25 protein-coding genes are annotated in these 23,265 nt (G+C 30.8%); 20 read left to right on the forward strand and 5 right to left on the reverse strand.

Annotated features, from left to right (window positions below; genetic code table 11):
* Position 1: 1 nt before the first annotated feature.
* The 10 genes from ACTTBE_RS00690 (at position 2) to ACTTBE_RS00735 (ending at position 11,506) form a co-directional block, all read left to right on the forward strand.
* Complete coding sequence (locus ACTTBE_RS00690) at positions 2 to 598, forward strand: hypothetical protein (RefSeq protein WP_440676751.1); 597 nt, start codon at positions 2 to 4, stop codon at positions 596 to 598.
* Between the two features lie 47 nt (positions 599 to 645).
* The gene (locus ACTTBE_RS00695; RefSeq protein WP_440676752.1) at positions 646 to 2,097 is read left to right on the forward strand and encodes a deoxyribodipyrimidine photo-lyase/cryptochrome family protein; all 1,452 of its coding nucleotides are present in this window, start codon (positions 646 to 648) and stop codon (positions 2,095 to 2,097) included.
* 70 nt (positions 2,098 to 2,167) lie between these two features.
* Positions 2,168 to 4,495 (forward strand): efflux RND transporter permease subunit, encoded by a 2,328-nt coding sequence (locus ACTTBE_RS00700; protein WP_440676753.1) that lies wholly within the window; start codon positions 2,168 to 2,170, stop codon positions 4,493 to 4,495.
* Positions 4,492 to 5,295 carry an outer membrane lipoprotein-sorting protein gene (locus ACTTBE_RS00705; protein ID WP_440676754.1) on the forward strand — a complete coding sequence of 268 codons (804 nt, stop codon included), beginning with the start codon at positions 4,492 to 4,494 and terminating at the stop codon, positions 5,293 to 5,295. Before ACTTBE_RS00700 ends, ACTTBE_RS00705 begins: the two co-directional genes overlap by 4 nt.
* Complete coding sequence (locus ACTTBE_RS00710; protein ID WP_440676755.1) at positions 5,292 to 6,473, forward strand: hypothetical protein; 1,182 nt, start codon at positions 5,292 to 5,294, stop codon at positions 6,471 to 6,473. Before ACTTBE_RS00705 ends, ACTTBE_RS00710 begins: the two co-directional genes overlap by 4 nt.
* Before the next feature lie 271 nt (positions 6,474 to 6,744).
* Entirely contained in the window at positions 6,745 to 7,587 is an 843-nt protein-coding gene (locus tag ACTTBE_RS00715) for a HalD/BesD family halogenase (protein ID WP_440676756.1), read from the forward strand.
* Position 7,588: 1 nt separating this feature from the next.
* Positions 7,589 to 8,485, forward strand: a complete 897-nt coding sequence (locus tag ACTTBE_RS00720; protein ID WP_440676757.1) for an NAD(P)-dependent oxidoreductase — start codon at positions 7,589 to 7,591, stop codon at positions 8,483 to 8,485.
* Positions 8,482 to 9,213 (forward strand): class II aldolase/adducin family protein, encoded by a 732-nt coding sequence (locus ACTTBE_RS00725; protein WP_440634018.1) that lies wholly within the window; start codon positions 8,482 to 8,484, stop codon positions 9,211 to 9,213. Before ACTTBE_RS00720 ends, ACTTBE_RS00725 begins: the two co-directional genes overlap by 4 nt.
* The gene (locus ACTTBE_RS00730) at positions 9,213 to 10,427 is read left to right on the forward strand and encodes a Coenzyme F420 hydrogenase/dehydrogenase, beta subunit C-terminal domain (RefSeq protein WP_440676758.1); all 1,215 of its coding nucleotides are present in this window, start codon (positions 9,213 to 9,215) and stop codon (positions 10,425 to 10,427) included. The genes ACTTBE_RS00725 and ACTTBE_RS00730 overlap by 1 nt, the downstream gene beginning before the upstream one ends.
* A gap of 14 nt (positions 10,428 to 10,441) precedes the next feature.
* On the forward strand, positions 10,442 to 11,506 hold the full coding sequence (locus ACTTBE_RS00735) for an alcohol dehydrogenase family protein (protein WP_440676759.1): 1,065 nt from the start codon (positions 10,442 to 10,444) through the stop codon (positions 11,504 to 11,506).
* Between the two features lie 5 nt (positions 11,507 to 11,511).
* On the opposite strand, the gene ACTTBE_RS00740 is transcribed toward ACTTBE_RS00735, so the two are convergent.
* Together ACTTBE_RS00740 and ACTTBE_RS00745 are read right to left on the reverse strand one after the other, a co-directional pair.
* Positions 11,512 to 11,739 carry a DUF6552 family protein gene (locus tag ACTTBE_RS00740; protein ID WP_440676760.1) on the reverse strand — a complete coding sequence of 76 codons (228 nt, stop codon included), beginning with the start codon at positions 11,737 to 11,739 and terminating at the stop codon, positions 11,512 to 11,514.
* Between the two features lie 4 nt (positions 11,740 to 11,743).
* Positions 11,744 to 12,103: a DUF2141 domain-containing protein gene (locus tag ACTTBE_RS00745; protein WP_440676761.1), complete on the reverse strand. Its 360-nt coding sequence runs from the start codon at positions 12,101 to 12,103 to the stop codon at positions 11,744 to 11,746.
* 85 nt (positions 12,104 to 12,188) lie between these two features.
* Between ACTTBE_RS00745 and ACTTBE_RS00750 the strand changes: the two genes are divergently transcribed.
* Positions 12,189 to 12,578 carry a DUF2306 domain-containing protein gene (locus ACTTBE_RS00750; RefSeq protein WP_440676762.1) on the forward strand — a complete coding sequence of 130 codons (390 nt, stop codon included), beginning with the start codon at positions 12,189 to 12,191 and terminating at the stop codon, positions 12,576 to 12,578.
* Positions 12,579 to 12,624: 46 nt separating this feature from the next.
* On the opposite strand, the gene ACTTBE_RS00755 is transcribed toward ACTTBE_RS00750, so the two are convergent.
* From ACTTBE_RS00755 to ACTTBE_RS00765, 3 genes are read right to left on the reverse strand one after another with little or no spacing between them, the layout of a single operon-like run.
* Positions 12,625 to 13,296 carry a GNAT family N-acetyltransferase gene (locus ACTTBE_RS00755; RefSeq protein ID WP_440676763.1) on the reverse strand — a complete coding sequence of 224 codons (672 nt, stop codon included), beginning with the start codon at positions 13,294 to 13,296 and terminating at the stop codon, positions 12,625 to 12,627.
* A gap of 12 nt (positions 13,297 to 13,308) precedes the next feature.
* A complete protein-coding gene (locus ACTTBE_RS00760; RefSeq protein WP_440672326.1) occupies positions 13,309 to 13,725 on the reverse strand; it encodes an ArsI/CadI family heavy metal resistance metalloenzyme in 417 nt (138 codons plus the stop codon).
* 36 nt (positions 13,726 to 13,761) lie between these two features.
* Entirely contained in the window at positions 13,762 to 13,965 is a 204-nt protein-coding gene (locus tag ACTTBE_RS00765) for a hypothetical protein (RefSeq protein WP_440654396.1), read from the reverse strand.
* Positions 13,966 to 13,997: 32 nt separating this feature from the next.
* Between ACTTBE_RS00765 and ACTTBE_RS00770 the strand changes: the two genes are divergently transcribed.
* The 9 genes from ACTTBE_RS00770 to ACTTBE_RS00810 all read left to right on the forward strand — a co-directional run bounded on the left by ACTTBE_RS00770 (position 13,998) and on the right by ACTTBE_RS00810 (position 23,242).
* Positions 13,998 to 14,555, forward strand: a complete 558-nt coding sequence (locus ACTTBE_RS00770; RefSeq protein ID WP_440676764.1) for a DUF4174 domain-containing protein — start codon at positions 13,998 to 14,000, stop codon at positions 14,553 to 14,555.
* 25 nt (positions 14,556 to 14,580) lie between these two features.
* On the forward strand, positions 14,581 to 15,180 hold the full coding sequence (locus tag ACTTBE_RS00775) for a LysE family translocator (protein ID WP_440676765.1): 600 nt from the start codon (positions 14,581 to 14,583) through the stop codon (positions 15,178 to 15,180).
* A gap of 13 nt (positions 15,181 to 15,193) precedes the next feature.
* Positions 15,194 to 15,613 (forward strand): hypothetical protein, encoded by a 420-nt coding sequence (locus tag ACTTBE_RS00780; RefSeq protein WP_440676766.1) that lies wholly within the window; start codon positions 15,194 to 15,196, stop codon positions 15,611 to 15,613.
* Between the two features lie 46 nt (positions 15,614 to 15,659).
* Positions 15,660 to 17,006 (forward strand): NAD(P)/FAD-dependent oxidoreductase, encoded by a 1,347-nt coding sequence (locus ACTTBE_RS00785; protein WP_440676767.1) that lies wholly within the window; start codon positions 15,660 to 15,662, stop codon positions 17,004 to 17,006.
* Positions 17,007 to 17,141: 135 nt separating this feature from the next.
* Entirely contained in the window at positions 17,142 to 18,644 is a 1,503-nt protein-coding gene (locus ACTTBE_RS00790; protein ID WP_440676768.1) for a hypothetical protein, read from the forward strand.
* Positions 18,645 to 18,730: 86 nt separating this feature from the next.
* The gene (rseP, locus tag ACTTBE_RS00795) at positions 18,731 to 19,843 is read left to right on the forward strand and encodes an RIP metalloprotease RseP (RefSeq protein ID WP_440676769.1); all 1,113 of its coding nucleotides are present in this window, start codon (positions 18,731 to 18,733) and stop codon (positions 19,841 to 19,843) included.
* 156 nt (positions 19,844 to 19,999) lie between these two features.
* Positions 20,000 to 20,275: an HU family DNA-binding protein gene (locus tag ACTTBE_RS00800; RefSeq protein WP_075506581.1), complete on the forward strand. Its 276-nt coding sequence runs from the start codon at positions 20,000 to 20,002 to the stop codon at positions 20,273 to 20,275.
* Between the two features lie 144 nt (positions 20,276 to 20,419).
* Positions 20,420 to 21,721: an ammonium transporter gene (locus ACTTBE_RS00805; RefSeq protein WP_440676770.1), complete on the forward strand. Its 1,302-nt coding sequence runs from the start codon at positions 20,420 to 20,422 to the stop codon at positions 21,719 to 21,721.
* Between the two features lie 228 nt (positions 21,722 to 21,949).
* Positions 21,950 to 23,242: an ammonium transporter gene (locus ACTTBE_RS00810; RefSeq protein ID WP_440614682.1), complete on the forward strand. Its 1,293-nt coding sequence runs from the start codon at positions 21,950 to 21,952 to the stop codon at positions 23,240 to 23,242.
* The last annotated feature ends 23 nt before the right edge of the window (positions 23,243 to 23,265 follow it).

The raw sequence follows: 23,265 nt of genomic DNA on the forward strand, positions 1-23,265 counted from the left end.
AATGAAATTATTAAAATCGTTATTTGTTATTATTTTTTTTATCTCGACAAATTCATACGCTGAAATTTATAAATTAAATTGCAAGTATTCAGAGGAATTAGGTGGGGGCAACAAAAGTGTGAAAACTTCTGTTTGGTACATAAACAACGAAAAAAAGATGATCGCTCTTGCAAAAATAAATAATACCAATGTAAAGTACACTTCAAATAAATGGGATAGTAAAAGTTTTGGAGTCAAAAATGATGAGGTATTTATTAATCGATCCCAAATGAAAATTAAAAATAATATTTATGAAGTAGGCGCAAGTACCAATAAGGATACCAAAGAAATTATCTTAATGGCACTGAGTGAAGAAGGTTTAGATAAAGATCCAACTTGGATTAAACTACAAAAAGATACTAAAAAGTTATTAACAAAAAAAAATACCCCTGAACTCGAGAAGCAAGTTGAAAAAATTTATAAATTGAATGATCAAGTAGTAGCAAAATGGACAATAGAGCAAAAATGCTCAAAACCAAGTAAAGTAAAAACCGCTAAGAAAGATCCTCTTAATAAAGTTAAAGACAAGTTAAAAGAAACGTTAGATAAAATTAATTAATATTCAAGATCACTAACAATTGGTTTAATTGAGTTTTTATATTTAATATGAAAAAAATACTTTGGTTTAGACAAGATTTAAGAATTGAAGACAATGAAGCTTTCAACAAAGCTTGTAATGATGGAGAAGTCTTACCAATTTTTATTTATGATGAAGGGTATTGGAAATTAGAGACATCTAGTTCATTTCATTTAAATTTTACTAAAGAAAGCTTAGAAGAATTAAATAATGAACTGATAAGTAAATATAATTCTAAAATTGATATATTTTATGGAAATACAATTGAAATTTTAAATAAATTAATCAACCAATTTAAAATTACAGATATTTTTACTAACCAAATATTTAGAAATAAATACACACTAGATTTAGATCAAAAATGCTCTGAGCTTTTTGTTGAAAAAGGAGTTAATTGGCATCAATTACAACAATTTGGAATTCAACTTGAAAATAGAAAAAGAAATTATTGGGCTAATCAGTGGAATAAATTTATCGATAACGGACCACAAACTATTAAAGCTAATTGTAAATTTTTAACCACTGAAACATCATCTATTGAGGTCAAAACAAATCAAATTGATGGTTCAAATATTCAAAAAGGTGGAAGAACTCAAGCGCTTTCACTTTTAAATAGTTTTTTAGAACAAAGATCTGAAAATTACCAAAAAGAAATGTCTTCACCAATTACAGGCGAGGTTGCTTGTTCTAGATTAAGTCCTCACATTACTTATGGAACTATTTCATTGAGAGAAATTAATCATGCAATTGATAATGCTAAACAAATCAATATGTCTTTTAATAAAGTTAAATCTTTAAGATCTTTTAGAAGTAGACTTGCTTGGCACTGTCATTTTATTCAAAAACTTTATGATGAGCCTGAAATTGAATATCAAAATATGAACAGGGCTTATGATGGTGTTAGAGAGAATGATTTTAATGAACAGTATCATCAAGCCTGGATGGATGGTTTAACTGGTTATCCTTTTGTAGATGCTTGTATGAGATATTTAAAATCAAATGGATGGATTAATTTTAGAATGAGAGCCATGCTTGTATCTTTTGCATCATACCAACTTTGGCTTGATTGGAGAAAAACTAGCAAACATTTAGCAAGATTATTTACTGATTATGAACCTGGAATTCATTATTCCCAGTTTCAAATGCAATCAGGCACAACAGGAATTAATACTATTAGAATTTATAACCCTATTAAACAATCAACAGATCAGGATCCAGAAGGTGAATTTATTAAAAGATGGGTGCCAGAATTAAAAGAAATACCCAATAAATTAGTCCATGAACCATGGAAACTTACTTATATAGATCAAAAGGGCCTAGGAATTGAAATAGGAAAACATTATCCAAATCCAATTGTTGATCACCATTCTTCATCAAAGATTGCAAGAGATAAGATTTGGATGGTTAAAAAAACAGAAGAGGCAAAGTTCAATGCTAAAAAAATCTTAGAAAAGCACGCAAGTGCTAAAGGTAGACGATAATCTTTTAAAAGTGCAATTTAATTAACAATATTTAAGAAATAAAACTTGAGTTATTTAATATTAATGTAATATGCGTGATTTAATTAAACATATGAGCTTTTTTCCAGCCTTAGCAGATTTTGTTCTTAAGAGAAGAATAACAGTTATTGTTTTTGGTTTCTTGGTTGCACTAGGACTTATGGCAGGAGCACCAAATCTTAATTTCGATACTGACGCTAGAGTTTTTTTTGACAAAAATAATCCAGATCGGATTGCTTTAGATAAATTTGAAGCAGCGTATTCAAAAGATGACAACCTTATTTTTATCATATCCCCAAAAGATAAAAATATTTTTACTGCAGAAACATTAAAAGCAATTGGTCAATTAACAGAAGAATCTTGGCTTCTTCCGTATGTAAGAACTGTAAACTCTTTAACTAATTATCAAAATAGTTATGCTGAAGAAGACAGTCTTGTTGTAGAAGATTTAATTACTGACATAAATAATATTTCTCCTGAAGATGTTGCAAAAGCTCAAGAAGTAGCAAACTCTCGAATTGAACTTAAAAATACTTTCATTAACAATGACAACTCTATTTCTCAGGTAAATGTATTGTTCAGACTTCCTGGAAAGAATGCCATTGTAGAAGTACCGTTTGTTATGGGTGAGGCTGAAAAGCTAAAAGAGAAATTTGAGGCAAGTAACCCGAATATCAAAGTTAGGTTGGCTGGTTTTGTACCTTTAAACAACCAATACAGCGAGTCAGGACAAGACGACTCAGCTACTCTTACACCTTTGATGGTTGTGGTTATACTTATCTCTGTTGCAATAATTTTAAGAAGTGTTTTTGGGGTTGGTTTAATATTTATTATCATCATCCTTTGTGCTGGATCTTCCTTAGGTGCACTAGGTTGGTCTGGAACCAATATAAATAATGCAACTGTTGTTGCTCCACTTATGGTGATGATTTTAACTGTGGCTAGTACAGTTCACATCTTATCTTCAGTTCGTCAGACAATGACTATTACTTCAGATCGAAACGAGTGGGTGAGAACAGCAATTATTGATCATGGTCCCGCAATTACTGTTGCTTGTCTTACAACAGCTGTAGGATTTCTTTCTTTGAATTTTTCTATTTCTCCTCCCTTTAGACAACTTGGAAATATCGTCTTTGTTGGTGTGATTGCAGCTCTTTTTTACACATTAACAATGCTGCCCGCACTGATCAGCTTGTTACCTATGAAAAAAATAAGTTCGCAAGCCTCAATGGATAAAGGAATGTCAGGACTGGCAGAGTTTGTAATAAAATGGAAAAATTTTCTTTTGATTTCAACAGCTGCACTTGTAGTTGTTCTAGTTTATGGAATTACTAAAATTTCATTGGAAGATGATTTTTTAAGATATTTTGATAAGAAATATGAATTAAGACAATCAATTGATTATTATGAGGAGAATTTTGGAGGTCTTAATGCACTTGAGTATTCTATTAATTCAGGAGTTGAAAATGGAATAAATGATCCTGAATACCTACAAAAGGTTGATGATCTTGTTGATTTTATTAGAAACCAACCAAAGGTAACGAGTGTAAGGTCTTACACAGATGTCGTAAAAAGATTGAACCAAAACTTTAACAACGACAATCAATCGTTTTATAAAATTCCAACTACTGAACTCGAAGCAGCTCAATATCTGTTTCTTTATGAATTATCACTTGGTTATGGGTTAGATTTAACTGATCAAATCAATGTTAATAAATCTGCTCTTCGTGTAACAGCAAATGTTGCTAATGCTACAACTAAAGAATTTTTAAATTTAGATAAACAAATTCAAGAATGGTTTAAAGACAATGCACCTGAATTAATGACAAAATCAACTGGACCTTCTCAAGTATTTTCACAAATTTCATCAAGAGATGTACCAGCTATGCTGAAAGGAACAGGTTTTGCCCTCATTGGTATTTCATTTATTATCTTAATTGTAATTAGAAATATTAAATATGGACTAATGAGTTTAATTCCTAACTTGTTACCTGCTGCAATGGCGTTTGGGTTATGGGGATACTACACAGGCAGCGTAACTTTAGCTGTCTCTATTGTAGTTGCAATGACATTAGGAATAGTTGTCGATGACTCAGTACATTTTATGCTGAAATATGCTAAGGCTAGAGAAAAAGGTAAGTCACCCGAGGATAGTGTTCGAGAAGCATTTCAAAAAGTAGGGATGGCACTAACAACAACAACAATCGGTTTATTTTTAGGTTTCTGTGTTTTGGCTCAATCAGGATTTACAGTAAATAAAGATATGGCTCAGCTTACTGCAATCACTGTTGTTTTTGCTTTAGTTGTCGATTATTTACTTTTACCACCAATATTAATTTTGATTGATAATTTTAAACAAAAAAGGAAAGCATCAATATGAAATATTTAATATCAATTGTTATAACCTTAACCATTTGGTGTACATCGTTATCAGCTCAAACTAATGAAGAAAAAGGGTTAGAGATTATTGAAAAAAGTATTGCCTTAGACAATGGTTTTATCGACAGCACTGTAGAGGGACAGATGGTTTTAAAAGATAAGTCTGGAAATGAAAGTGTTAGAAAATTTAAAAACCTAATTTTTGAAGAACTAGATGATACACTTGGAGATAAAAGTATTATAGTTTTTACAGAGCCAAGAGATGTAAAAGGCACATCGCTTTTAACTCATGCCAAAATAGAGCCTCAAGATGATGATCAATGGTTATATCTTCCAGCTCTTAAAAGGGTAAAAAGAATTTCTTCTTCTAATCGTACTGGTAAATTTGTTTCTTCAGAGTTTTCTTATGAGGATTTATCAACTGATGAACCAGAAGATTATACTTTTACTTGGATCGAAGATGGACCGTGCTTAATTGAAACTTCTCTTACATGTCATTTAATTGAAGCAACTCCTAAAAACAAAAAATCAGGTTATTCTAAAAGAGTAATTTATGTTGATACTGATGAATTTTTATATCAATCAGTTAAGTTTTATAATCGAAGAGGTGATTTAGAAAAAGAACTACATTTTAAAGGTTATCAAAAATATTTAGATAAATTTTGGAGAGCAGACACATTAGAAATGACTAATCTTCAAACAGGAAAATCGACAGTAATTGCTTGGGAAAATTATCAATTTCAAACTAATTTATCTTTGAATGATTTTAAACCTGAGAAGTTAGCCAAAATGGCTAGATGATTATTAGATTTTTAATTATTTTATTTACACTTTTTAATGCTAGCTCCTTAGCAGAAACATATACTGAGCAGTACGGAGAAGTAAAAGTAAGTTCATCTGTATTTTTTGATGATGTAGAAGGTGATGATCGAAAAAATACTCTGAATTCATCATCCCTCAAGTACAACTTCTTTTTTGAAAAGAATAATTTATCTGGAAAATTAAAAATAAATTCAGCAATATCAGATCCTGAAGCAGCTCAAGATATTGATTTTAATGAAGCTTATTTAGAATACGCTAACAATGATTTAAGTTATTTAGTTGGGAATAACATAATTTTTTGGGGCAAGAATGAATTTTATAACCCCGTAGATATCATTAATTCAAAAGACTTTTCAAATGGTTTGGCTCAAGGTGAAAAAAAAGGTCAAACGATGGTTAATGTTAAAAGATACTTCGAGTCTAGTGAATTAAATTTTTTTATACTACCAGCAGTAACCAACACATACCCAACTTTTAAAGTAAGACCTCAACTATCACTCGATATTGATACCACCCATACTTATGCTGATGGAGCAAGTAAAGATAACATAGGAATGGCATTACGTTGGTCAGGCTATATTAATGAATATGATTATGGACTTTCATTTTATGAAGGAAATACAAAAGATCCTGCTTTAGTTTTAAATTCAGGCAAATTTATTCCAAAATATTCTGAAATTACGCAATTAGGTTTAGATCTTCAGGCTACCAAAGGAGATACTTTGTATAAGAGTGAAGTGGTTTATCGTGAAAACCAATATGATTATAACGGTAATATAGAGGATTATACTAATTTGATCCTTGGTATTGAGCACAACAATTATGGAATTATAGAAAAGAGTTGGGATTTAGCAAATATAATTGAATATTCTTACGATACTCGTAGCACAAAATCTCACCACGGTTATCAAAACGATCTATTTTTAGGCGCTAGACTTGTACTTAATGATATTGAGGACACTCAGTATTTTGTCTCTATTCAAAATGATTTAGATAAAAATACACGTGCTTTAACTTTTAATTATGAAAGTAGATTTTTTTCATCTCTTAGAGCTGGGATTGATATTTACCACCCTTTAAATCTTGAAGATGACACTCATCAATCTTCTTTTAAGGATGAGAATAATATCAAATTTTACACCAGTTATTCTTTTTAGATTTAATTATTTTTATTTTGTTAATCAAAAATAGTTAGATCAAATTATCTTTACCTAAGGACAAAAATATAATACGATTTTATTATGAATCTTAATCTTTTTACTCACTGCCATAGACTGGCTAGAGTTGGTCTGAGTACAAAGTTATCATCTAATCTATTTAATTTATTACTTCAAAAAGTAGACTGTAAAAATCATATAAATTCTTCAACGCCCACGAAATTGTAATCACTTCTTTTTTTAAAAAATTAATTTTAATTAAAGGAGAATTATGGAAATAAAAAACATTGTTAACTTAAAAGATTACCCAATTGATCAGACAGGATCAAAAGAGTACCAAGATTTAATTACTAAAAATAGAGAGCTACTTGATAAAGACGGATGCTGTGTACTGCCAAACTTTGTTCTTAGCGAGTCTTTGAAAAGAATGAAGGAAGAAGTTGAAAGAAATCTTCCTAAAACTCATTGGACCAAAGATCATCACAATCCTTATTTTTCAAAAGATGATGAAAATTTATCTAAAGATCATCCAAAGAGAGTATTTTCATTTAGAGAAAGCGGATACATCAATTCAGATGATTTAGAAGAACAATCTGATTTAAATAAAATTTACGAGTCTGAAGAAATGTTAAAATTTATTTCAGATAGTTTAGGAGTTTTTCCTCTTTATAGATGGTCAGATCCTTTAGGTAAAAATCCATACAGTATCATGCATAAAGATCATTACTTCCCTTGGCACTTTGATGGAAATGAATTTACTTTAAGTATTTTAGTTCAAAAAGCTGAAAAAGGTGGATTGTTTGAATACTCACCGGATTTAAGAAGCACTGAAAATGAAAACTTTGATGAAGTAACAAAGGTTCTTCGAGGTTCAAGAGATAAAGTTAAATCATTAGACCTTCAACCAGGGGATCTTCAAATATTTAAAGGAAGATTTTCTATGCATAGAGTAACAAAAATTGAAGGAAATACTTCTCGTTACATTGCATTACCAACATATGTAAAAGATAGCTACAGAGTAAATAAACCTGAACACTCTAAACAAGTTTACGGTAAAGCACTTCCAATTCATTATGAGCGTAATAATGTTGAAGTAGATGGGTTAATGGATTGATATGAAAATAGGTTTTATTGGTTTAGGAAATATGGGTATGCCAATGGCATTAAACTTACATAAATCCAAAAGAATAGATTTATTAGGTTACGATGTAAGTCTTAAATCTTTAAAACAATTTAAATCCAAAAAAGCAAAAGCAACAAGCTCATTAGATGAATTAATCAAGTTTTCTGATGTAATTATCACCTGCGTTCCTGGACCAAAACAAATCAAAGCATTATCAATTGGTAAAGGTAAAATCATTGATCAATTAGGTAAAAATAAAATTTGGATTGATTGTTCTACCAATTCTTTAAATTGCTTTAATCTTTTAAAACAAAAGTTAAGTAAAAAAATAAATCAATTTGTTGATGCAACAATATCAGGCGGAAATTTAAAGGCTCAATCAGGAGATTTATCAATATTTATTGGTGGTAATAAAAAGACAGTTAGTAAACTTAAGTTTGTCTTTAATATATTAGGTAAAAACATTTATTATTTAAATAAATCAGGTGCTGGTTATGCTGCTAAAATTGCACAAGTTAGCCTTTGTTATTTAAACTATTTATCACTCTCAGAGTCGTTGATGCTTGGAGTAAAGTCAGGGATTAAACCAAAAACAATGTTAGAGATCATCGATAAAAGTGCAAGTGGTGGTTATACATCAACAAGATACGGACCCAACATGATTAATGGAGATTATGATCCATCTTTCTTTTTAGGTTTATCAATGAAAGATCTAAATCTTGCTAATGAAATTATTAAACTTCAAAAATTAAAACTACCAATAATGAACCTAACTTCAAAAATATATAACAAAGCAATTAAAAAATACGGACCAAATTCTAATCACTTAAAAGTGATTAAACTTTTAGAACAAAATAATAAATTAACTTTTTCAAAGGAGGGACGATGAAGAATAATATAAGCGAAGCAGATTGGAAAGTAAGAGTAGATCTTGCTGCCATGTTTAGATTAACAAATATGATGGGTTGGGACGATACGGTATGGAACCATATCACTGCAAGAGCACCTGGAACAGATCATACATTTTTTATGCATGAGATGGGTTTGTTGTATGAAGAAGTAAAAGCATCAAACTTAATTAAAGTAGATGAACATGGTAAAGTTTTAGAAGGACCTGAAAAAGCTAATACTGCAGGTTTTATAATTCATAGCGCTATTCATTTAAATCATCCAAATGCAAAATTTGTCTTTCATGCACATCCTCCTTCAGCTTTGGCTGCAACTGCATTGAAAGATGGTATTCCACATTTGGTTCAAGATAGTTCAATGCTTTATGGAAAAGTTGGTTATCATGAGTGGGAAGGGCTATCGATTAATAAAGACGAGAGAGTTAGAATTGCTGAAAACATGGGAGATAATAAGGTTTTGATCATGAAAAACCATGGTTTACTTACTGTTGGTGCAACAGCTGGAGAAGCTTTTATGAACATGTATTATGCAATTAGAATGTGTGAAGTTGCAGTACAAGCAACAGGTTCAGGATTACCTCTTGAAAGAGCAACGGAGGAGATGTGGAAATTATCTCAAAAACAATATGATTTATTTTCACCAGGTTTAAATGAGTGGCCAGCATTACTTAGAAGATGTGATGCAAAAGACCCATCTTATAAAGAGTAATGACAAAAATTAATTCTTTAGATGATATTGTAAAGAACGGCCTTTGTATTGGCTGCGGACTTTGCAAAAGTATTGTAGGTAACTCAATTGAGATGGAAATGAGTAACAAAGGTAATTTAGAACCTAAAGAATTAACACCAATTACTAATGAAACTTTAGAGGAAATTAAAAAAGTTTGTCCTGGTGTGATTGCTGAGGGACCTGAAGATCATAAAGAAAATGAAGGAGCTAATAAAGATTTGGTTTGGGGAAATTATTTTGATTTATATTATTCATGGTCTACTGATCCAAAGATAAGATTTCAAAGTTCCACAGGTGGTTTGTTAAATGGTTTGTCTTTATATTTATTAGAACAAAAGAAAGTTGATTTTATTATGCATACAGCAGGGGACAAAGATAACCCTATGCGAAACATTGTAAAATATAGTTATAATAAAGAGGACTTAATTAACTGCGAAAGTAGATCAAGATACGGTCCATCTTCACCTTTAAGTGAATTTCATAAAGCTTTAGACAAAAAACAAACCTTCGCTTTTGTTGGAAAACCTTGTGATGCAGGAGCTATTAGATTACTTGCTAAATCAGATCAAAGAGTGGATCAGTATTGTAAATATATATTCACCCTTGTTTGCGGAGGCTTTCAAGAACTTACAAAATCACAAGAGTTTATTGATAGCTTTAATGTTAAAGAAGAAGAATTAGAAGAATTTAGATACAGAGGATTTGGTAACCCTGGAAGAATGTATATCAAAACAAAAGATCAAAGAGAGTTTGATAAAGATTATAATTCTTTTTGGGGTGATGAAAGTAACTGGAAAGTTCCATTTAGATGTAAAATTTGTCCCGATGCAATAGGAGAGAGCTCTGATATTGCAGCACTTGATACTTGGAGAGGGGGTTCACCTAAAGGAGAAGATGAAGGTTTTAATGCTGCAGTGATGAGAACTAAAAAAGGAATTAAAGTTTTTAATGAAGCAGTTGAGAAAGGATACCTTGTTAAAGGAGATAAAGTAACCATTGAAGACATTAAAGATTTTCAACCTCATCAAACTAGTAAAAAACAAGCAGTTTATGCAAGACATCTCGGGATGAAAAATAAAAATGTGCCAACAATTAAGACCAAAAACCTTAGAATAGAAGAATTGTATAACTTAAACGATGATGAGTTTAACAGACTACAAGAACAAGGTGTTTCAAAAAGGTTAGGAAATTAATTAAGTATAAAATTATGAAAGGTATTCATTTAATCGGTCACGGAGGTTTTGAAAAATTAGTATTAAATTTAGATATACCAAAACCAGAACCTAAAAATGATGAGGTATTAATTAAAGTATCTGCAGCAGGCATTAATAATACAGACATTAATACTAGGATAGGATGGTACTCAAAGTCAGTTACAACTGACACAAATGATGGTGGTGAAAAGGGTTTTGCTTCTTCTAATGATAAAGATGCCACTTGGTCAGGTAATGCTCTAAAGTTTCCAAGAATTCAAGGCGCAGACATTTGTGGAAAAATTATTTCTGTGGGTAAAGACGTTGATCAGTCTAGAGTAGGGGAAAGAGTAATAGTTAGGTCGATGCAATCTGATCCAAATAATTTACAAAAAATTTCATCGTATGTGATTGGTTCTGAAATTGATGGTGGGTTTGCAGAATATGTTGCAGTGAGATCCTCCGAGAGTTTTAAAATTAATTCTGACTGGTCAGATGTGGAGCTTGCATCAATTCCTTGTGCTTATTCAACAGCAGAAGGTATGTTGCATAGAGTTAACTTAAAAAAAGAAAAAGTTTTAATAACAGGCGCCTCAGGAGGAGTTGGTTCTGCAGCAATTCAATTGGCAAAAAGAAGAGGTGCTTTTGTAATAGCACAGTGTTCAAAATCTAAATTTGAAGATATTAAAAAAATCGGAGCAGATGATGTGGCAGATAGGAATGAAGATTTAATTAACAAATTAGGAATAAATAAAATTGATGTAGTCGTTGATTTAGTTGCTGGTAGTAATTGGAAACAATTATTAGATATATTAAAGCCAGGCGGAAGATATGTCACCGCAGGAGCCATAGCAGGTCCAATTGTAAATTTAGATATAAGAACTCTATATCTTAAAGATTTAACTTTTTATGGTTGCACTTATCAACCTTTAGAAATTTTTAAAAATTTAATTAAATATATTGAAAGCAATGAAATTAAACCTTTGATTGCTAAAACTTTCCCACTTGAAAAAATTGTAGATGCTCAAAAAGAATTTTTATCAAAAAAATTTATAGGAAAGATAGTGTTAGAGATTTAAAACACTTACGCGTTTAAATATCCAACAAGCAATGAGATAAAAGCACCTATGTGAACAACCATTATTGCTTTATCTTTCCACATAACTCCAACTGCAAACCAAAGAAAAATTCCTAAAAAAAATAAATAAACATTATAGGGTGTCATGTTTAAACCAGTCATCCCATAACCAATTAATTGAATGATGGTTGCTATCCATTTTACATAATCAACTAATTTTATATCTTTAATCATAAATTTATAAATTAATCTCAAGTTTCATATCATTTGAAACAGTAAAGGAAGCATCTTCAAATGAGGGCGGTCCAAAGTTACCTTTAGCATTATTACTAAAACCAAATTGCTCTTTTGGTACACCAAACAAATTTCTATCCATTTTATTATTGTAGTTTTTATCAACAAAAATACCGATTGCATAAGTACCATCTGGCAATTCAAATGTGTAAGTGACACTTCCAGTTTCTACATCTTCGATTACACCTTGAATAATGCCTTTTGCTGCACCACCTTTTTCGCCATCATCATTTTCAAATACCTCTGCATCATCATAAATAGCTAAATGCATTTCACCTTTTTTCTCAATATTATTGACTTTCACAATTACAGTTGCAGCATAAGTATGAGATATAGTAATAAGAAACGGAAAGATAAAAATTACAAATATATTTCGATAAAATTTGAGCATGACTTTATTATTCAATGAAGCTCACCCTATACCACTTCATGCTATAATGGCAATGATTGCTATAATTTTAGGTGGCATACAACTTTCTATGAAAAAAGGTGGAGCCATTCATAAATTGTTAGGTCGTATATGGGTAGGTTTAATGTTGATTGTAGCGATAACTTCTTTTTTCATACACGAAACAAAAATGTGGGGAGATTATAGTCCTATACATTTATTGAGTTTGTGGACAATTTTTATACTGGGTGTTGGTGTTTATTATGCACGTATAGGAAATATTAAACGTCATAAACAAGTAATGATCGCAACTTATTTTTTTGCTTTAATCCTTACAGGCTTTTTTACGCTTATGCCTGGACGTGTCATGCATCAAATTTTGATTGGCTGACAATTCCATTACTGCATATACGCGCCAATAACATTGGTAATAGAGGTTAATTTACCTTAAGACTTCTTTTTTGATTTAAATTATTATCTAAATTTTTGCTTGATAAATATTTCAAATAACCTTTTTTTGTCTTTTTCCAATCTTTATCAATGATTGCATACCAGGAAGTGTCTCTATTTCTTTTTTTATAAATTGTCGCTTGTTTAAATATACCTTCAAATTTAAAACCTAATCTTAATGCAGCTTTATTCGATTTTTTATTTAAACTATCACATTTCCACTCGTATCTTCGGTAACCTAAATTCTCAAAAACATTTTTCATCATAAGATACATTGCCTCTGTTGCCTCAACTGTTCTTTGAAGATTTTTTGCATAAGTAATCCAACCTACTTCGATAGTTCCGATTTCTGGTTTAATTCTAAGATAACTTGCTAAACCACAATAGGTTTTAAGCCTTTTTGAATAAATTGAGTAAAAAAACGGATTACCTGATAACTTTTCAGTAGTTAAATACTTCTTAAAAGAACTAAAAGTCTTATAGGGTCCTGTTGGCATATAAGTCCAATCAATTCCTTTTTTGTCTAAAGAAAAGTTTTTATACAAATCTTTAGCATGCTTTTTTGCGTTAACTGGTTCTAAGAAACAATATTTACCAATTAATTTTTTCTTTGAAGGATATTTTGCTTTATTAAATTTTACACTAAAGCCTATTTTCATTATTTAATTTTATTAACAACAGCTTTTTTTCTCAGTATCTGATCTTGCGCCATCTGTATTATAAATCTCAGCATCTTCCATTGTATGGTAAGCTTCCCAAGCAACACCGTTTGGATCATTAACCCAAGATTTTTCTGATTTTGCATAACAACATGTTACCTCACCATCAGAGTAAGTAGATATATCAGCTTTATCTAAATTAGTTCGTATATCGTTTAGTTTCTCAACTTTATCAACCTGAATTCCTAGATGATCTACACCTAAAGTTTTTACTCTAGTAGATATTGCAAAATTAACTTTAGGATCTTCCAAAATCCATTGAGCATAATCTTCTTTTACTTTTGTTGGCTCAGATTTAAATAAATTTTTGTAAAAATTTATACTTTCGTTTAAGTTTTTAACTCCAAGATGTAAGTGTAGTCTTTGCATATTTTTATTTATTTTTTAATTAGTTTTAAAAACTTACTATATGTCAAATTTTTCTAATAAGAAATTGATTAGTAGATTGTAAATGAATGCAAAACTAAAAATATAAAACAGAAAAATTGCTGCTTTAGAATTAAATATGTATCCAGTTGAAGTTAAAAGGACCAAGAAAAAACTTATTGATAAAGCAAGTTTAGATAGTGCTTTTTTCTTAAAATGAGATTTAATTTCTTTTTCCTTCATATATCCTATTAACTAAAATACTTAATATACCAATGAATTTTAAAAAATATATATGGAAATGTAGGTTGTTAGTTTTGAATACTCCAAACTACACTAATCAAGAGTATAAAAATTCAAAAGATGCTTATCAAAAAAACATTAAAGAATTTCATAAAAGATTCATAAAACTTGTTACAAGATTAGACAAATCAAAAAACTTTAGTGTCAGTTTAATTGGCTTTGATGGAACCGAAAAAGCTAAGTTAGATACAATAAATCTTAAAAAGATATTTAACTTGGTTGATAAAATGCCAATGAATAAAATGATAAAAGATAAAAGTTTTAAACCTTTAAATCTTTCATTATTTTCTGATTATAAACCTGAGACAACTTTACATGGATTAGGTTTTAAGAATAAAGAAAAGGCGCTTTATACAGTTAAAGCTATCAAAAAAAGATCAATTAAGTATCAAGTAAATGTTATTGCAACTATGCTTGGAAGAGCAAAAAATCATCCTAACAAAACTAAAGATATGCATGATGCAATTTTGATCTTTGAAAAGTGGATGAGAATGTATAAAAAAAATAAAAAGGCCCAAATTAAAGAATAGTATAAATTTAATCACTTATTAAAATATGGCCCTAATTGAAATAGTAGCTTTAATAATTTTTTTATTTCCTCTAGCTTTTAGCCCAGGACCTGGAAACATGTTCTTTGCAGCTAATGGAGCTAGATTTGGTTTTACTAAAACTTTATCAGCAAATTTTGGTTATCATCTTGCAACGATTATAGTTACTTTTCTTATAGGTTTTGGTTTTAATATATTTTTTTCATTTATTAATGATCAATATCAGTACATTCAGATAATTGGATCATTATATGTAATCTATCTTGCCTATAAATTCTTCAAGGCAAGCACATATGAAAATAATAATCAAAATTTAAAATGTACTTTTGTTGATGGAGTTATACTTTTAGTATTTAACCCAAAAGCTTATGTGATAATTTCTTTAATGTTCACAATCTTTTTAGACGGTTCTCAAAGTTTAATAAGAATAATTTTAATCAGTACAATTTTTACAGTTAATAACTGCGTATCATTTACTCTGTGGACATTATTTGGTGACTTGCTAGGTGCAAAATTTAGAAATGAAAAATATTCAAAAATATTAAACAAAATCTTCTCATTGTCTTTATTTTTGGTTGGTATATGGATGCTTTCAATTAAAATTTAGAAAATAATAAAAAATGAAAAAATTTATATCTGCAATAATTCTTAGCATCTTAAGCACAAGTGCTAATGCTGATGATCAACAAACTTTTGTATTTAATAACCTACAAGGAGATTTCACGACTTGTTATAGTTATTATTTATTGTCTGAAGAAGGTTTTAAAAAAAGTGGTAGTGCTAATGATGAAACTATAGCAGGGCTTAATAAATCAGCAGATTTATCATTAGAATCTGTTTTTATGATTGGTCAACAATTAGGTATGAACACAGATACAATGAGAAATAGAGTTAAAACATCCTTTGAAAGTATGAAAAAAGAGATGGGTGAAGATTTTAAAAACTTTTCAGTAGTTTTAGATAAATACGGAATATTCTGTAAGTACTTAATAGAAAAAACAGACGATAGAGTTGTATTCTGGGAAGATAAATTTAAGTAAATTATTATTTAGATAATTAAGGGTTATGTTAACCTAACTTTAACCAATGAGTAATATTTATCATTCAGATATTTATCAGTTCAATAAACCCGTTCCTAGTTACTGGGAAGCAACTTCAAGTGAAAATCTAAATTTAGATAAACTTCAAAAAGATATTAGTTCAGAAATAGTAGTCATAGGTGGGGGTTATACTGGTTTGCTTTGTGCAATAAATTTAATTGAAAACTATAATTTAGATGTGGTTTTGGTTGAGGCTGGAAAAGTAGGTTGGGGTGCTTCTTCTCGTAATGCTGGATTTTGCTGTCTTCCTCCAAGCAAAATGTCTTATAAAAAAATGCAATCTGTTTATGGAACAGAGGAAACTAGAAAATTTTTTAAAAATTCTGTTGAAGGAGCTAATTATACTAAAGAATTAATTGATAATTATAATATTGATTGTGATGTAACAGGTGAAAATAACTTTGTTGTAGCTCATCACAAAAACAAATTTTATCAAATCAAAGAACAAGCTGAAGTTTATAAATCTGAATTTGGTATAGAGACTAAAGTTTATTCAAAAGAGGAATTTGATGAAGTAGGTCATGGTGGAGCTGAGCAATTTGGTGCATTTTCATATAAACCTGGATTTGCGATCAATCCATTAAAATTTGTAAACGGACTTGCAAATCATGCTTTATCAAAAAAGTTAAAAATATATGAGCACACCAAAGTTGAAAAAATCGAAAAAGAAAATGGCTCTTATCTTTTAAGAACTAATGAAGGATTAATAAAGACAAAAAAAATAGTTGTTGCAACTAATGGATTTTATCAAGAGGGATTAATTCCTGAAATGGATGGAAGAGTATTACCTGTTATTTCAAATATTATTGTAACAAGACCACTTACAAATGAAGAGCTTAGCTTACATAACTTTAATACTTATGCTCCAATAGCTAATTCAAAAAATCTTTTATATTATTATCGTAAGTTACCTGATAATCGAATTTTGTTTGGAACCAGAGGAGATTTTGAAGGAAGTGATCAATCTAATCAAAATAGAGCTAATGATATGGAAAAATTTTTAAAAAATATTTTTCCTAAATGGAAAAATGTTACAATTGATTATAATTGGCGAGGTTTAATTGCTTTATCTCAAAAACTTACGCCTTCAATTGGTAAAATAGATAATGAAGAAATTTATTATGGATTTGGATACAGCGGCGTAGGGGTTAGTGCTGCACCATGGACTGGAAAACAATTATCAAAGTTAGTTTTTTCATCGAATAGTAAAGACTTAGATATTTCAAAAATTTATAAAGGTTTACCTAAGAAATTTATTTTTCCACAATTAAGAGTATTTTATTTTAAATTAGCAGTGTGGTTTTATAGAATTAAGGATAAGTTTAATATTTAATGATTGAGTTTATAGATATATTTTTTAATCAATACTTAAGGATATTTGTAGGAGTTGTCCTTGTGGTTCTTATTTTGTTTTCTTTGTATTATAAGTTTAGAAAATAAATAATAAAAAATATAAAATAAAGCTGATATGAAAAAGATAGTTACTGCAATTATTTTAGCAATTTTTACTTCAAATATTGTGGTTGCAAATGAATACACAATTGCACCTTTTACTGCTAAAAAAGGTAAATTGTTTGATAACAATAATGCAGTTAAAAATTGTAAAGGTACTAAGAAAAAGTATCAAATTAATTTTACAGGAAATGAAATTTCAAAGTTTTGCCAACTTCCAGGTTCAAATTATTTAGAAACTGGCACACTTCCAGCTTTACCCACAGATGATTACTTTGGTGCACAGATGACCTTGTGCACGAAAAGTGTTGAGCAACCAAAAGATCTTTTTGTATATGGTCCGTGGCTCGATAAAAAATGTCCATATGACAATCCAGATCTAGTTGATTATGTTGTTGTTAAAGAAAATGGCTATTTAGATTCTTTGAAAAATACATTTGGTGATTTAGTTAATGCAGAAGATTTAGTAGACCTTGAACCTTTTCATTTTAAAAGCGTAACTGGCGCTATTCCGGTTGAAATGGAAGATACAGAATTTGGTGAAGCTGAATGGAATAGCTATAAAAAAGTTCTACGTAATCATGCACGAATTATTACTTCTTATTTGAATGGCAATTATTCTGAGGCTTCTAATAAGGCACTTAAATTCTTAAACGAATACAGTCAGAATGAGGCATTCAGTTATTTTCATTATGTTCCAGGTTCCTACCATAGAAATAAGAGCGGTAAAATTTACTTTGATTTAACAGAACCAGATTTCTACGATGCTGCGATGAGTAGGCTTAAAATGATTTTACCTAGTACGATCATTCTTTATAGTATTGTAAAGAAAGAACACAGAAACCATCCTGACTTTAATAAAGCAGAAATATATGTAGAAAAACTTATGTGGATGTTTAGTGAAACTGGTGTTGCTGCAGGAAGGTTTGGTAATAGAAAAGGTAAACTTAAATGGTCAATTGATGAACTTGATCACCACACAACTTGGTATTCTATGCTTTATACCTTGTGGGGTGTTGCAAAAGGAGATGACAAATACTTTAATGCTGGGTTGAATACTTTCATTGCTACGTTACAATTTACTAGGAAAGATGGCAGTATCATTTCCGAAGTTAAAAAGAATCCTAGGCCAAAAAGTACGCATGGTGGCTGGGGTTCGTTGATCAGAAACAATGAGTCCGTAGCGTTTGTTAGTATTGCTTCAACAATAATTCATACCCAAGGATATGACGTTACTAAACTAAACGTTAAAGGTAAGACTATTCTTGATATTCAGAAGTTTGCAATAGAAGCTAATGTTGATCAAAGTGTTGCTAAAAAACATACAGGTGTTAAAGAGCATAACTTGCAACACTACAACGAACCGTCTAGTATTTTTAGAAAATCATTGTCTTGGTATAACTTTGCAAAAAACTTTTATGATGTTCCAAAAAATGAAATGTTTGAATCTCATATATCAAAGTTTGATAATAATTACAAACTAGAGGTTCTTGGTTTAAAGAACTTTGCAAAAAATTAATATAAAAAACTAAATACTTTTAAAAGTATTGGTATTTTTGGCTATTGAGAGGTTGTTAATATTAAATATTAATTTAAAATGATAGTATGCTTAGTTATATAATACCATTTTTAATTCTTATTTTAGTTGTCGTATTCATTCATGAATATGGACACTATTATTTTGCTAGAAAATATGGTGTAGGAGTTACTGATTTTTCTATAGGATTTGGAAAAGAATTATTTGGTTGGAATGATAAACATGGAACTAGGTGGAAAGTATGTGCAATTCCTCTAGGTGGATATGTTAAGTTTTTTGGAGATCGTAATGTGTATTCACAAGCAGATCATGAAGAAATATTAGAAAAATATAATGAAGAAGAAAGAGATAAATTATTTATTTTAAAACCATTATATCAAAGAGTTTTAATTGTATTTGGTGGTCCTTTGGCTAATTTTTTATTAGCTCTAGCAATCTTCTTTTGTATTTATACATTTGTTGGAAAAGATTTTACTCCAGCAGTTATCAGCGAAGTTCAAAAAGATAGCCCTGCAATGGTTGGAGGATTAAAAAACCAAGATATTATTTTAGAAATTGATGGCAATGAAGTTAAAAGCATCATGGAAGTCTCAAAGTATATCACAATGTCCACATCAGACTTTATAGATTTCAAAGTTAAGCGTTCATATGAAGAATTAATTTTAAAAGTAAAACCAAACATTGTTGAAGGTGAAGATGGTTTAGGAAACAAAATAAATAAAAGAATGGTTGGTATAAAATTAAGTGCTTATAATGATAAAATTAATCATGTTAAATTAGGACCAACTAAAGCATTGTATCATGCAGCAAATGAAGTCTATTTTGTGAGCGTTTCTTCATTAAAATACATTGGTGGAATGATCATGGGTAAAGCAGATACTTCCCAACTTGGAGGTCCTATAAGGATTGCAAAGATATCAGGGCAAGTTGCAACCTTTGGAGTGTTAGCTTTTATTAGTATGATGGCTTATATTTCAATAAGTTTAGGCTTAATTAACCTGTTTCCGATACCAATGTTAGATGGTGGACACTTAATGTTTTATGCATTTGAAAAGGTTTTAGGGAGGCCTTTGTCTCAAAAAACACAAGAAGGCTTTTTTCGAATCGGATTGTTTTTGTTGCTATCATTGATGTTTTTCACTACATTTAACGACCTAAAAGACCTTGGTTTATTTAGATAATTTAAATTTCTAAATTGTTAAAAAGATCAATAAAATCAATGTTTATTTAATTTTTAACAAGATATTGTGTGTTCATTTAATAAAGACACTAAAAAAAAGCTTGATTTATCAACGTTTATGGAAAGTATTGAATTAACCAACAATATTGGAGCTAAAATGAACAAAAAACAACTAGTAGCAAAGCTTTCTGGCTCATTAAATTTGAGCAAAGCAGATGCGGAACGGACGTTCGATACGATCACGAATACAATACTTGACGCCTTGAAGGGAGACGATTCAGTAAAAATCGCCGGCTTCGGGACGTATAAGGTTGCGAAACGTAAAGCAAGGGTTGGAAGGAATCCTCGAACCGGTGAGCAGATTCAAATCGCTGCTTCTCAGAAGGTAAAATTCTTACCAGCGAAAGCTTTAAAAGAAGTATTCAATAGATAATATTTTTTTAACAGCCCTAAACGATTGTAAAAACACGTTTAGGGTTGTTACTATATGCAAAAACTGCATACCCAATTTTCCTAATCAGCGTTAGTTTTTAAGTTTTTTAAATTTATAAACCTCACTTTAACAAGTGGAGGTCTTATGACTAAAATAATAAAGAGAATATCTGCACCATTACTAAGTTTGGTATTTTTGCTAAACATGAGTAGTGCGGGTATGGCAGAGACAACTGTTTCTGCTGAAGTGGGGTTTATATTTAACACTCTACTATTTTTAATTTGTGGTTTCCTTGTCATGTTCATGGCAGCAGGTTTTGCAATGTTAGAATCTGGTATGGTAACTTCAAGAAGTGTTTCAGTAATTTGTGCAAAGAATATTGGTTTGTATGCAATTGCTGGAATTATGTTTTGGCTAGTTGGTTACAACTTAGCTTATGGTATTCCAGAAGGCGGATACATTGGATCATTTACACCATGGTCAGATGCAAGTGCAATTGACACTGGTTATTCTGATGGTTCAGACTGGTTTTTTCAAATGGTATTCTGTGCAACTACAGTATCAATTTGTTCAGGTGCTATGGCTGAAAGAATCAAGTTATGGCCGTTCTTCTTATTTGCAGCTATCTTAGCTGGAATTATTTATCCAATCGTTATGGGTTGGCAGTGGGGCGGAGGCTGGTTAGCAGAACTAGGCTTCTCTGATTTCGCTGGTTCAACTTTAGTACACTCAACTGGTGGTGCAGCTGCTTTAGCAGGTATCATGTTGTTAGGTGCTAGAAGTGGAAGATTTGACAGTAAAGGTCAACCAAAAGCGTTACAGCCTTTTGCTGCATCTTCAATTCCATTAGTAACAATAGGTGTATTCATCCTATGGTTAGGTTGGTTTGGATTTAACGGTGGTTCACAATTAGCATTAGGTACTTTTGATGATGCAGTTGCGATCTCATCAATCTTTATCAATACAAATCTTGCAGCTTGTGGTGGAGTAATGGCCGCTGGTATCATTACAAGATTAATGTACGGTAAAACAGATGTTATTCAAATGTTAAACGGAGCAATTGGTGGTCTAGTAGCAATCACTGCAGAACCATTAGCACCATCTCCATTTGCAGCAATTTTAATCGGAGCTGTGGGAGGATTAATCGTAGTGTTTGGAACTAAATTATTATTTAGCTTCAAGTTAGACGACGTTGTTGGTGCAATCCCTGCCCATTTATTTGCTGGAATTTGGGGAACACTTTCAGTGCCATTGACAAACACTGATGCATCGTTCAGTGCACAGTTAATTGGTGTACTTTCAATTAACATTTTTGTGTTTGCTGTGTCTTACATCGTATGGTCAATAATGAAAGGTACGTTTGGAATCAGATTAAGTAAAGAAGCTGAAACTAAAGGTACGGACGTTACTGAAACAGGTGTAATTGCTTACGCAATACGTGACTAATTGCATGCAATATAGAGGCTCTTCGATCTCCATGTCGTTATCTCATTGAAGAGCCTCTAAACAAAGAATTAACTTATATCTCTCTCTAGTTAGTTAATAACCAAAGGCCCCAGAAATGGGGCCTTTTTTTTACACATATGCTTATTTCTCATAACTCTTTTGACCTATCAGCAGTACTTAAAATTCAAATGTTTATTAAAACGACAAGATCAAAAAAGGAGAGAGATAATGATTAATCATTTAAAAAAAATATCATTAAGCTTATTAATATTTTTAAGCTTTACTAATTTAGCTTCAGCAGAAACAACAATGTCAGCTGAAGGACAATATATTTTCAATTCATTAGGATTTTATCTTGGTGGTGTTTTAGTTGCATTCATGGCAGCAGGTTTCTGTATGCTTGAAAGTGGACTGGTGACAACTAAAAGTGTTTCAACAATTGCAGCAAAGAATATAGGTAAGTTTGCAATTTGTTCATTAATATTTTTTTTCTGTGGTTACAATTTAGCTTACGGAATTCCTGAAGGTGGATTTATAGGATCATTCTCAATGTGGAGTGATGCTTCAGAACTTTCAACAGGTTACTCAGATTATTCTGATTGGTTTTTTCAAACAATGTTTGTATGTGCAACTGCATCAATAGTATCTGGTGCTGTAGCAGAAAGAATTAAAATTTGGCCATTTTTTATTTTTGCAGCGATCATGGCTGGTATCATTTATCCTATTTCAATGGGTTGGCAGTGGGGTGGAGGTTGGTTAGCAACTTCAGGCTTCTCTGATTTTGCTGGTTCAACTTTAGTTCATGCTTGTGGTGGTGCAGCTGCTTTAGCGGGTGTAATATTATTAGGTGCAAGAGAGGGAAGATTTAATAAAAAAGGTGAAACAAAATCACTAGTTCCTTTTGCGGCATCTTCAATACCACTTGTCACATTAGGAACTTTCTTATTATGGTTTGGCTGGTTTGGATTTAATGGTTTTAGCCAACTTGCAATGGGAACGTTTGATGATGTAAATGCAATTAGTAAAATTGCGGTTAACACTCACTTAGCGGGAGCTGCTGGTACTGTTACTGCTGCAGTCGTTACAAGATTATTAGGTGGTAAAACAGATATCGTAATGATGCTTAACGGAGCATTAGCAGGTTTGGTTGCAATTACAGCAGAACCTTTAACTCCAAGTCCAGTGCTTGCAATTGCTATTGGAGCTGTTGGATCAATCATCATGTACTTTGGTACAAAGTTTTTAGAAAGTAAAAAAATTGATGATGTTGTAGGTGCAATTCCTGTTCATTTATTTGCTGGAATTTTTGGAACTTTAGTTGTGCCATTAAGTAATCCAGATACAAATTTTGGAACTCAGTTAACAGGTGTAATTGCAGTATGTGCATTTAGTTTCATACTTTCTTACATCACTTTTAAAGTTCTAAAACAAACAATTGGTCTTAGAATTAGTTCTCAAGCTGAAAAACTTGGAACTGATGTTGCGGAAGTTGGTGTTAAAGCCTACGCAATAAGAGACTAAAATATCTCTCAATATATAACAAT

The organism is Candidatus Pelagibacter sp. HIMB1587 (assembly GCF_052047775.1).
In the GTDB taxonomy this organism is placed as follows: Bacteria; Pseudomonadota; Alphaproteobacteria; order Pelagibacterales; family Pelagibacteraceae; genus Pelagibacter.

Excerpts from the sequence above, each read along its gene's own strand:
- ACTTBE_RS00690 (WP_440676751.1), top strand. The coding sequence starts at position 2 with ATGAAATTATTAAAATCGTTATTTGTTATTATTTTTTTTATCTCGACA.
- ACTTBE_RS00695 (WP_440676752.1), top strand. The coding sequence starts at position 646 with ATGAAAAAAATACTTTGGTTTAGACAAGATTTAAGAATTGAAGACAAT.
- ACTTBE_RS00700 (WP_440676753.1), top strand. The coding sequence starts at position 2,168 with ATGCGTGATTTAATTAAACATATGAGCTTTTTTCCAGCCTTAGCAGAT.
- ACTTBE_RS00705 (WP_440676754.1), top strand. The coding sequence starts at position 4,492 with ATGAAATATTTAATATCAATTGTTATAACCTTAACCATTTGGTGTACA.
- ACTTBE_RS00710 (WP_440676755.1), top strand. The coding sequence starts at position 5,292 with ATGATTATTAGATTTTTAATTATTTTATTTACACTTTTTAATGCTAGC.
- ACTTBE_RS00715 (WP_440676756.1), top strand. The coding sequence starts at position 6,745 with ATGGAAATAAAAAACATTGTTAACTTAAAAGATTACCCAATTGATCAG.
- ACTTBE_RS00720 (WP_440676757.1), top strand. The coding sequence starts at position 7,589 with ATGAAAATAGGTTTTATTGGTTTAGGAAATATGGGTATGCCAATGGCA.
- ACTTBE_RS00725 (WP_440634018.1), top strand. The coding sequence starts at position 8,482 with ATGAAGAATAATATAAGCGAAGCAGATTGGAAAGTAAGAGTAGATCTT.
- ACTTBE_RS00730 (WP_440676758.1), top strand. The coding sequence starts at position 9,213 with ATGACAAAAATTAATTCTTTAGATGATATTGTAAAGAACGGCCTTTGT.
- ACTTBE_RS00735 (WP_440676759.1), top strand. The coding sequence starts at position 10,442 with ATGAAAGGTATTCATTTAATCGGTCACGGAGGTTTTGAAAAATTAGTA.
- ACTTBE_RS00740 (WP_440676760.1), bottom strand. The coding sequence starts at position 11,739 with ATGATTAAAGATATAAAATTAGTTGATTATGTAAAATGGATAGCAACC.
- ACTTBE_RS00750 (WP_440676762.1), top strand. The coding sequence starts at position 12,189 with ATGACTTTATTATTCAATGAAGCTCACCCTATACCACTTCATGCTATA.
- ACTTBE_RS00755 (WP_440676763.1), bottom strand. The coding sequence starts at position 13,296 with ATGAAAATAGGCTTTAGTGTAAAATTTAATAAAGCAAAATATCCTTCA.
- ACTTBE_RS00760 (WP_440672326.1), bottom strand. The coding sequence starts at position 13,725 with ATGCAAAGACTACACTTACATCTTGGAGTTAAAAACTTAAACGAAAGT.
- ACTTBE_RS00765 (WP_440654396.1), bottom strand. The coding sequence starts at position 13,965 with ATGAAGGAAAAAGAAATTAAATCTCATTTTAAGAAAAAAGCACTATCT.
- ACTTBE_RS00770 (WP_440676764.1), top strand. The coding sequence starts at position 13,998 with ATGAATTTTAAAAAATATATATGGAAATGTAGGTTGTTAGTTTTGAAT.
- ACTTBE_RS00775 (WP_440676765.1), top strand. The coding sequence starts at position 14,581 with ATGGCCCTAATTGAAATAGTAGCTTTAATAATTTTTTTATTTCCTCTA.
- ACTTBE_RS00780 (WP_440676766.1), top strand. The coding sequence starts at position 15,194 with ATGAAAAAATTTATATCTGCAATAATTCTTAGCATCTTAAGCACAAGT.
- ACTTBE_RS00785 (WP_440676767.1), top strand. The coding sequence starts at position 15,660 with ATGAGTAATATTTATCATTCAGATATTTATCAGTTCAATAAACCCGTT.
- ACTTBE_RS00790 (WP_440676768.1), top strand. The coding sequence starts at position 17,142 with ATGAAAAAGATAGTTACTGCAATTATTTTAGCAATTTTTACTTCAAAT.
- rseP (WP_440676769.1), top strand. The coding sequence starts at position 18,731 with ATGCTTAGTTATATAATACCATTTTTAATTCTTATTTTAGTTGTCGTA.
- ACTTBE_RS00800 (WP_075506581.1), top strand. The coding sequence starts at position 20,000 with ATGAACAAAAAACAACTAGTAGCAAAGCTTTCTGGCTCATTAAATTTG.
- ACTTBE_RS00805 (WP_440676770.1), top strand. The coding sequence starts at position 20,420 with ATGACTAAAATAATAAAGAGAATATCTGCACCATTACTAAGTTTGGTA.
- ACTTBE_RS00810 (WP_440614682.1), top strand. The coding sequence starts at position 21,950 with ATGATTAATCATTTAAAAAAAATATCATTAAGCTTATTAATATTTTTA.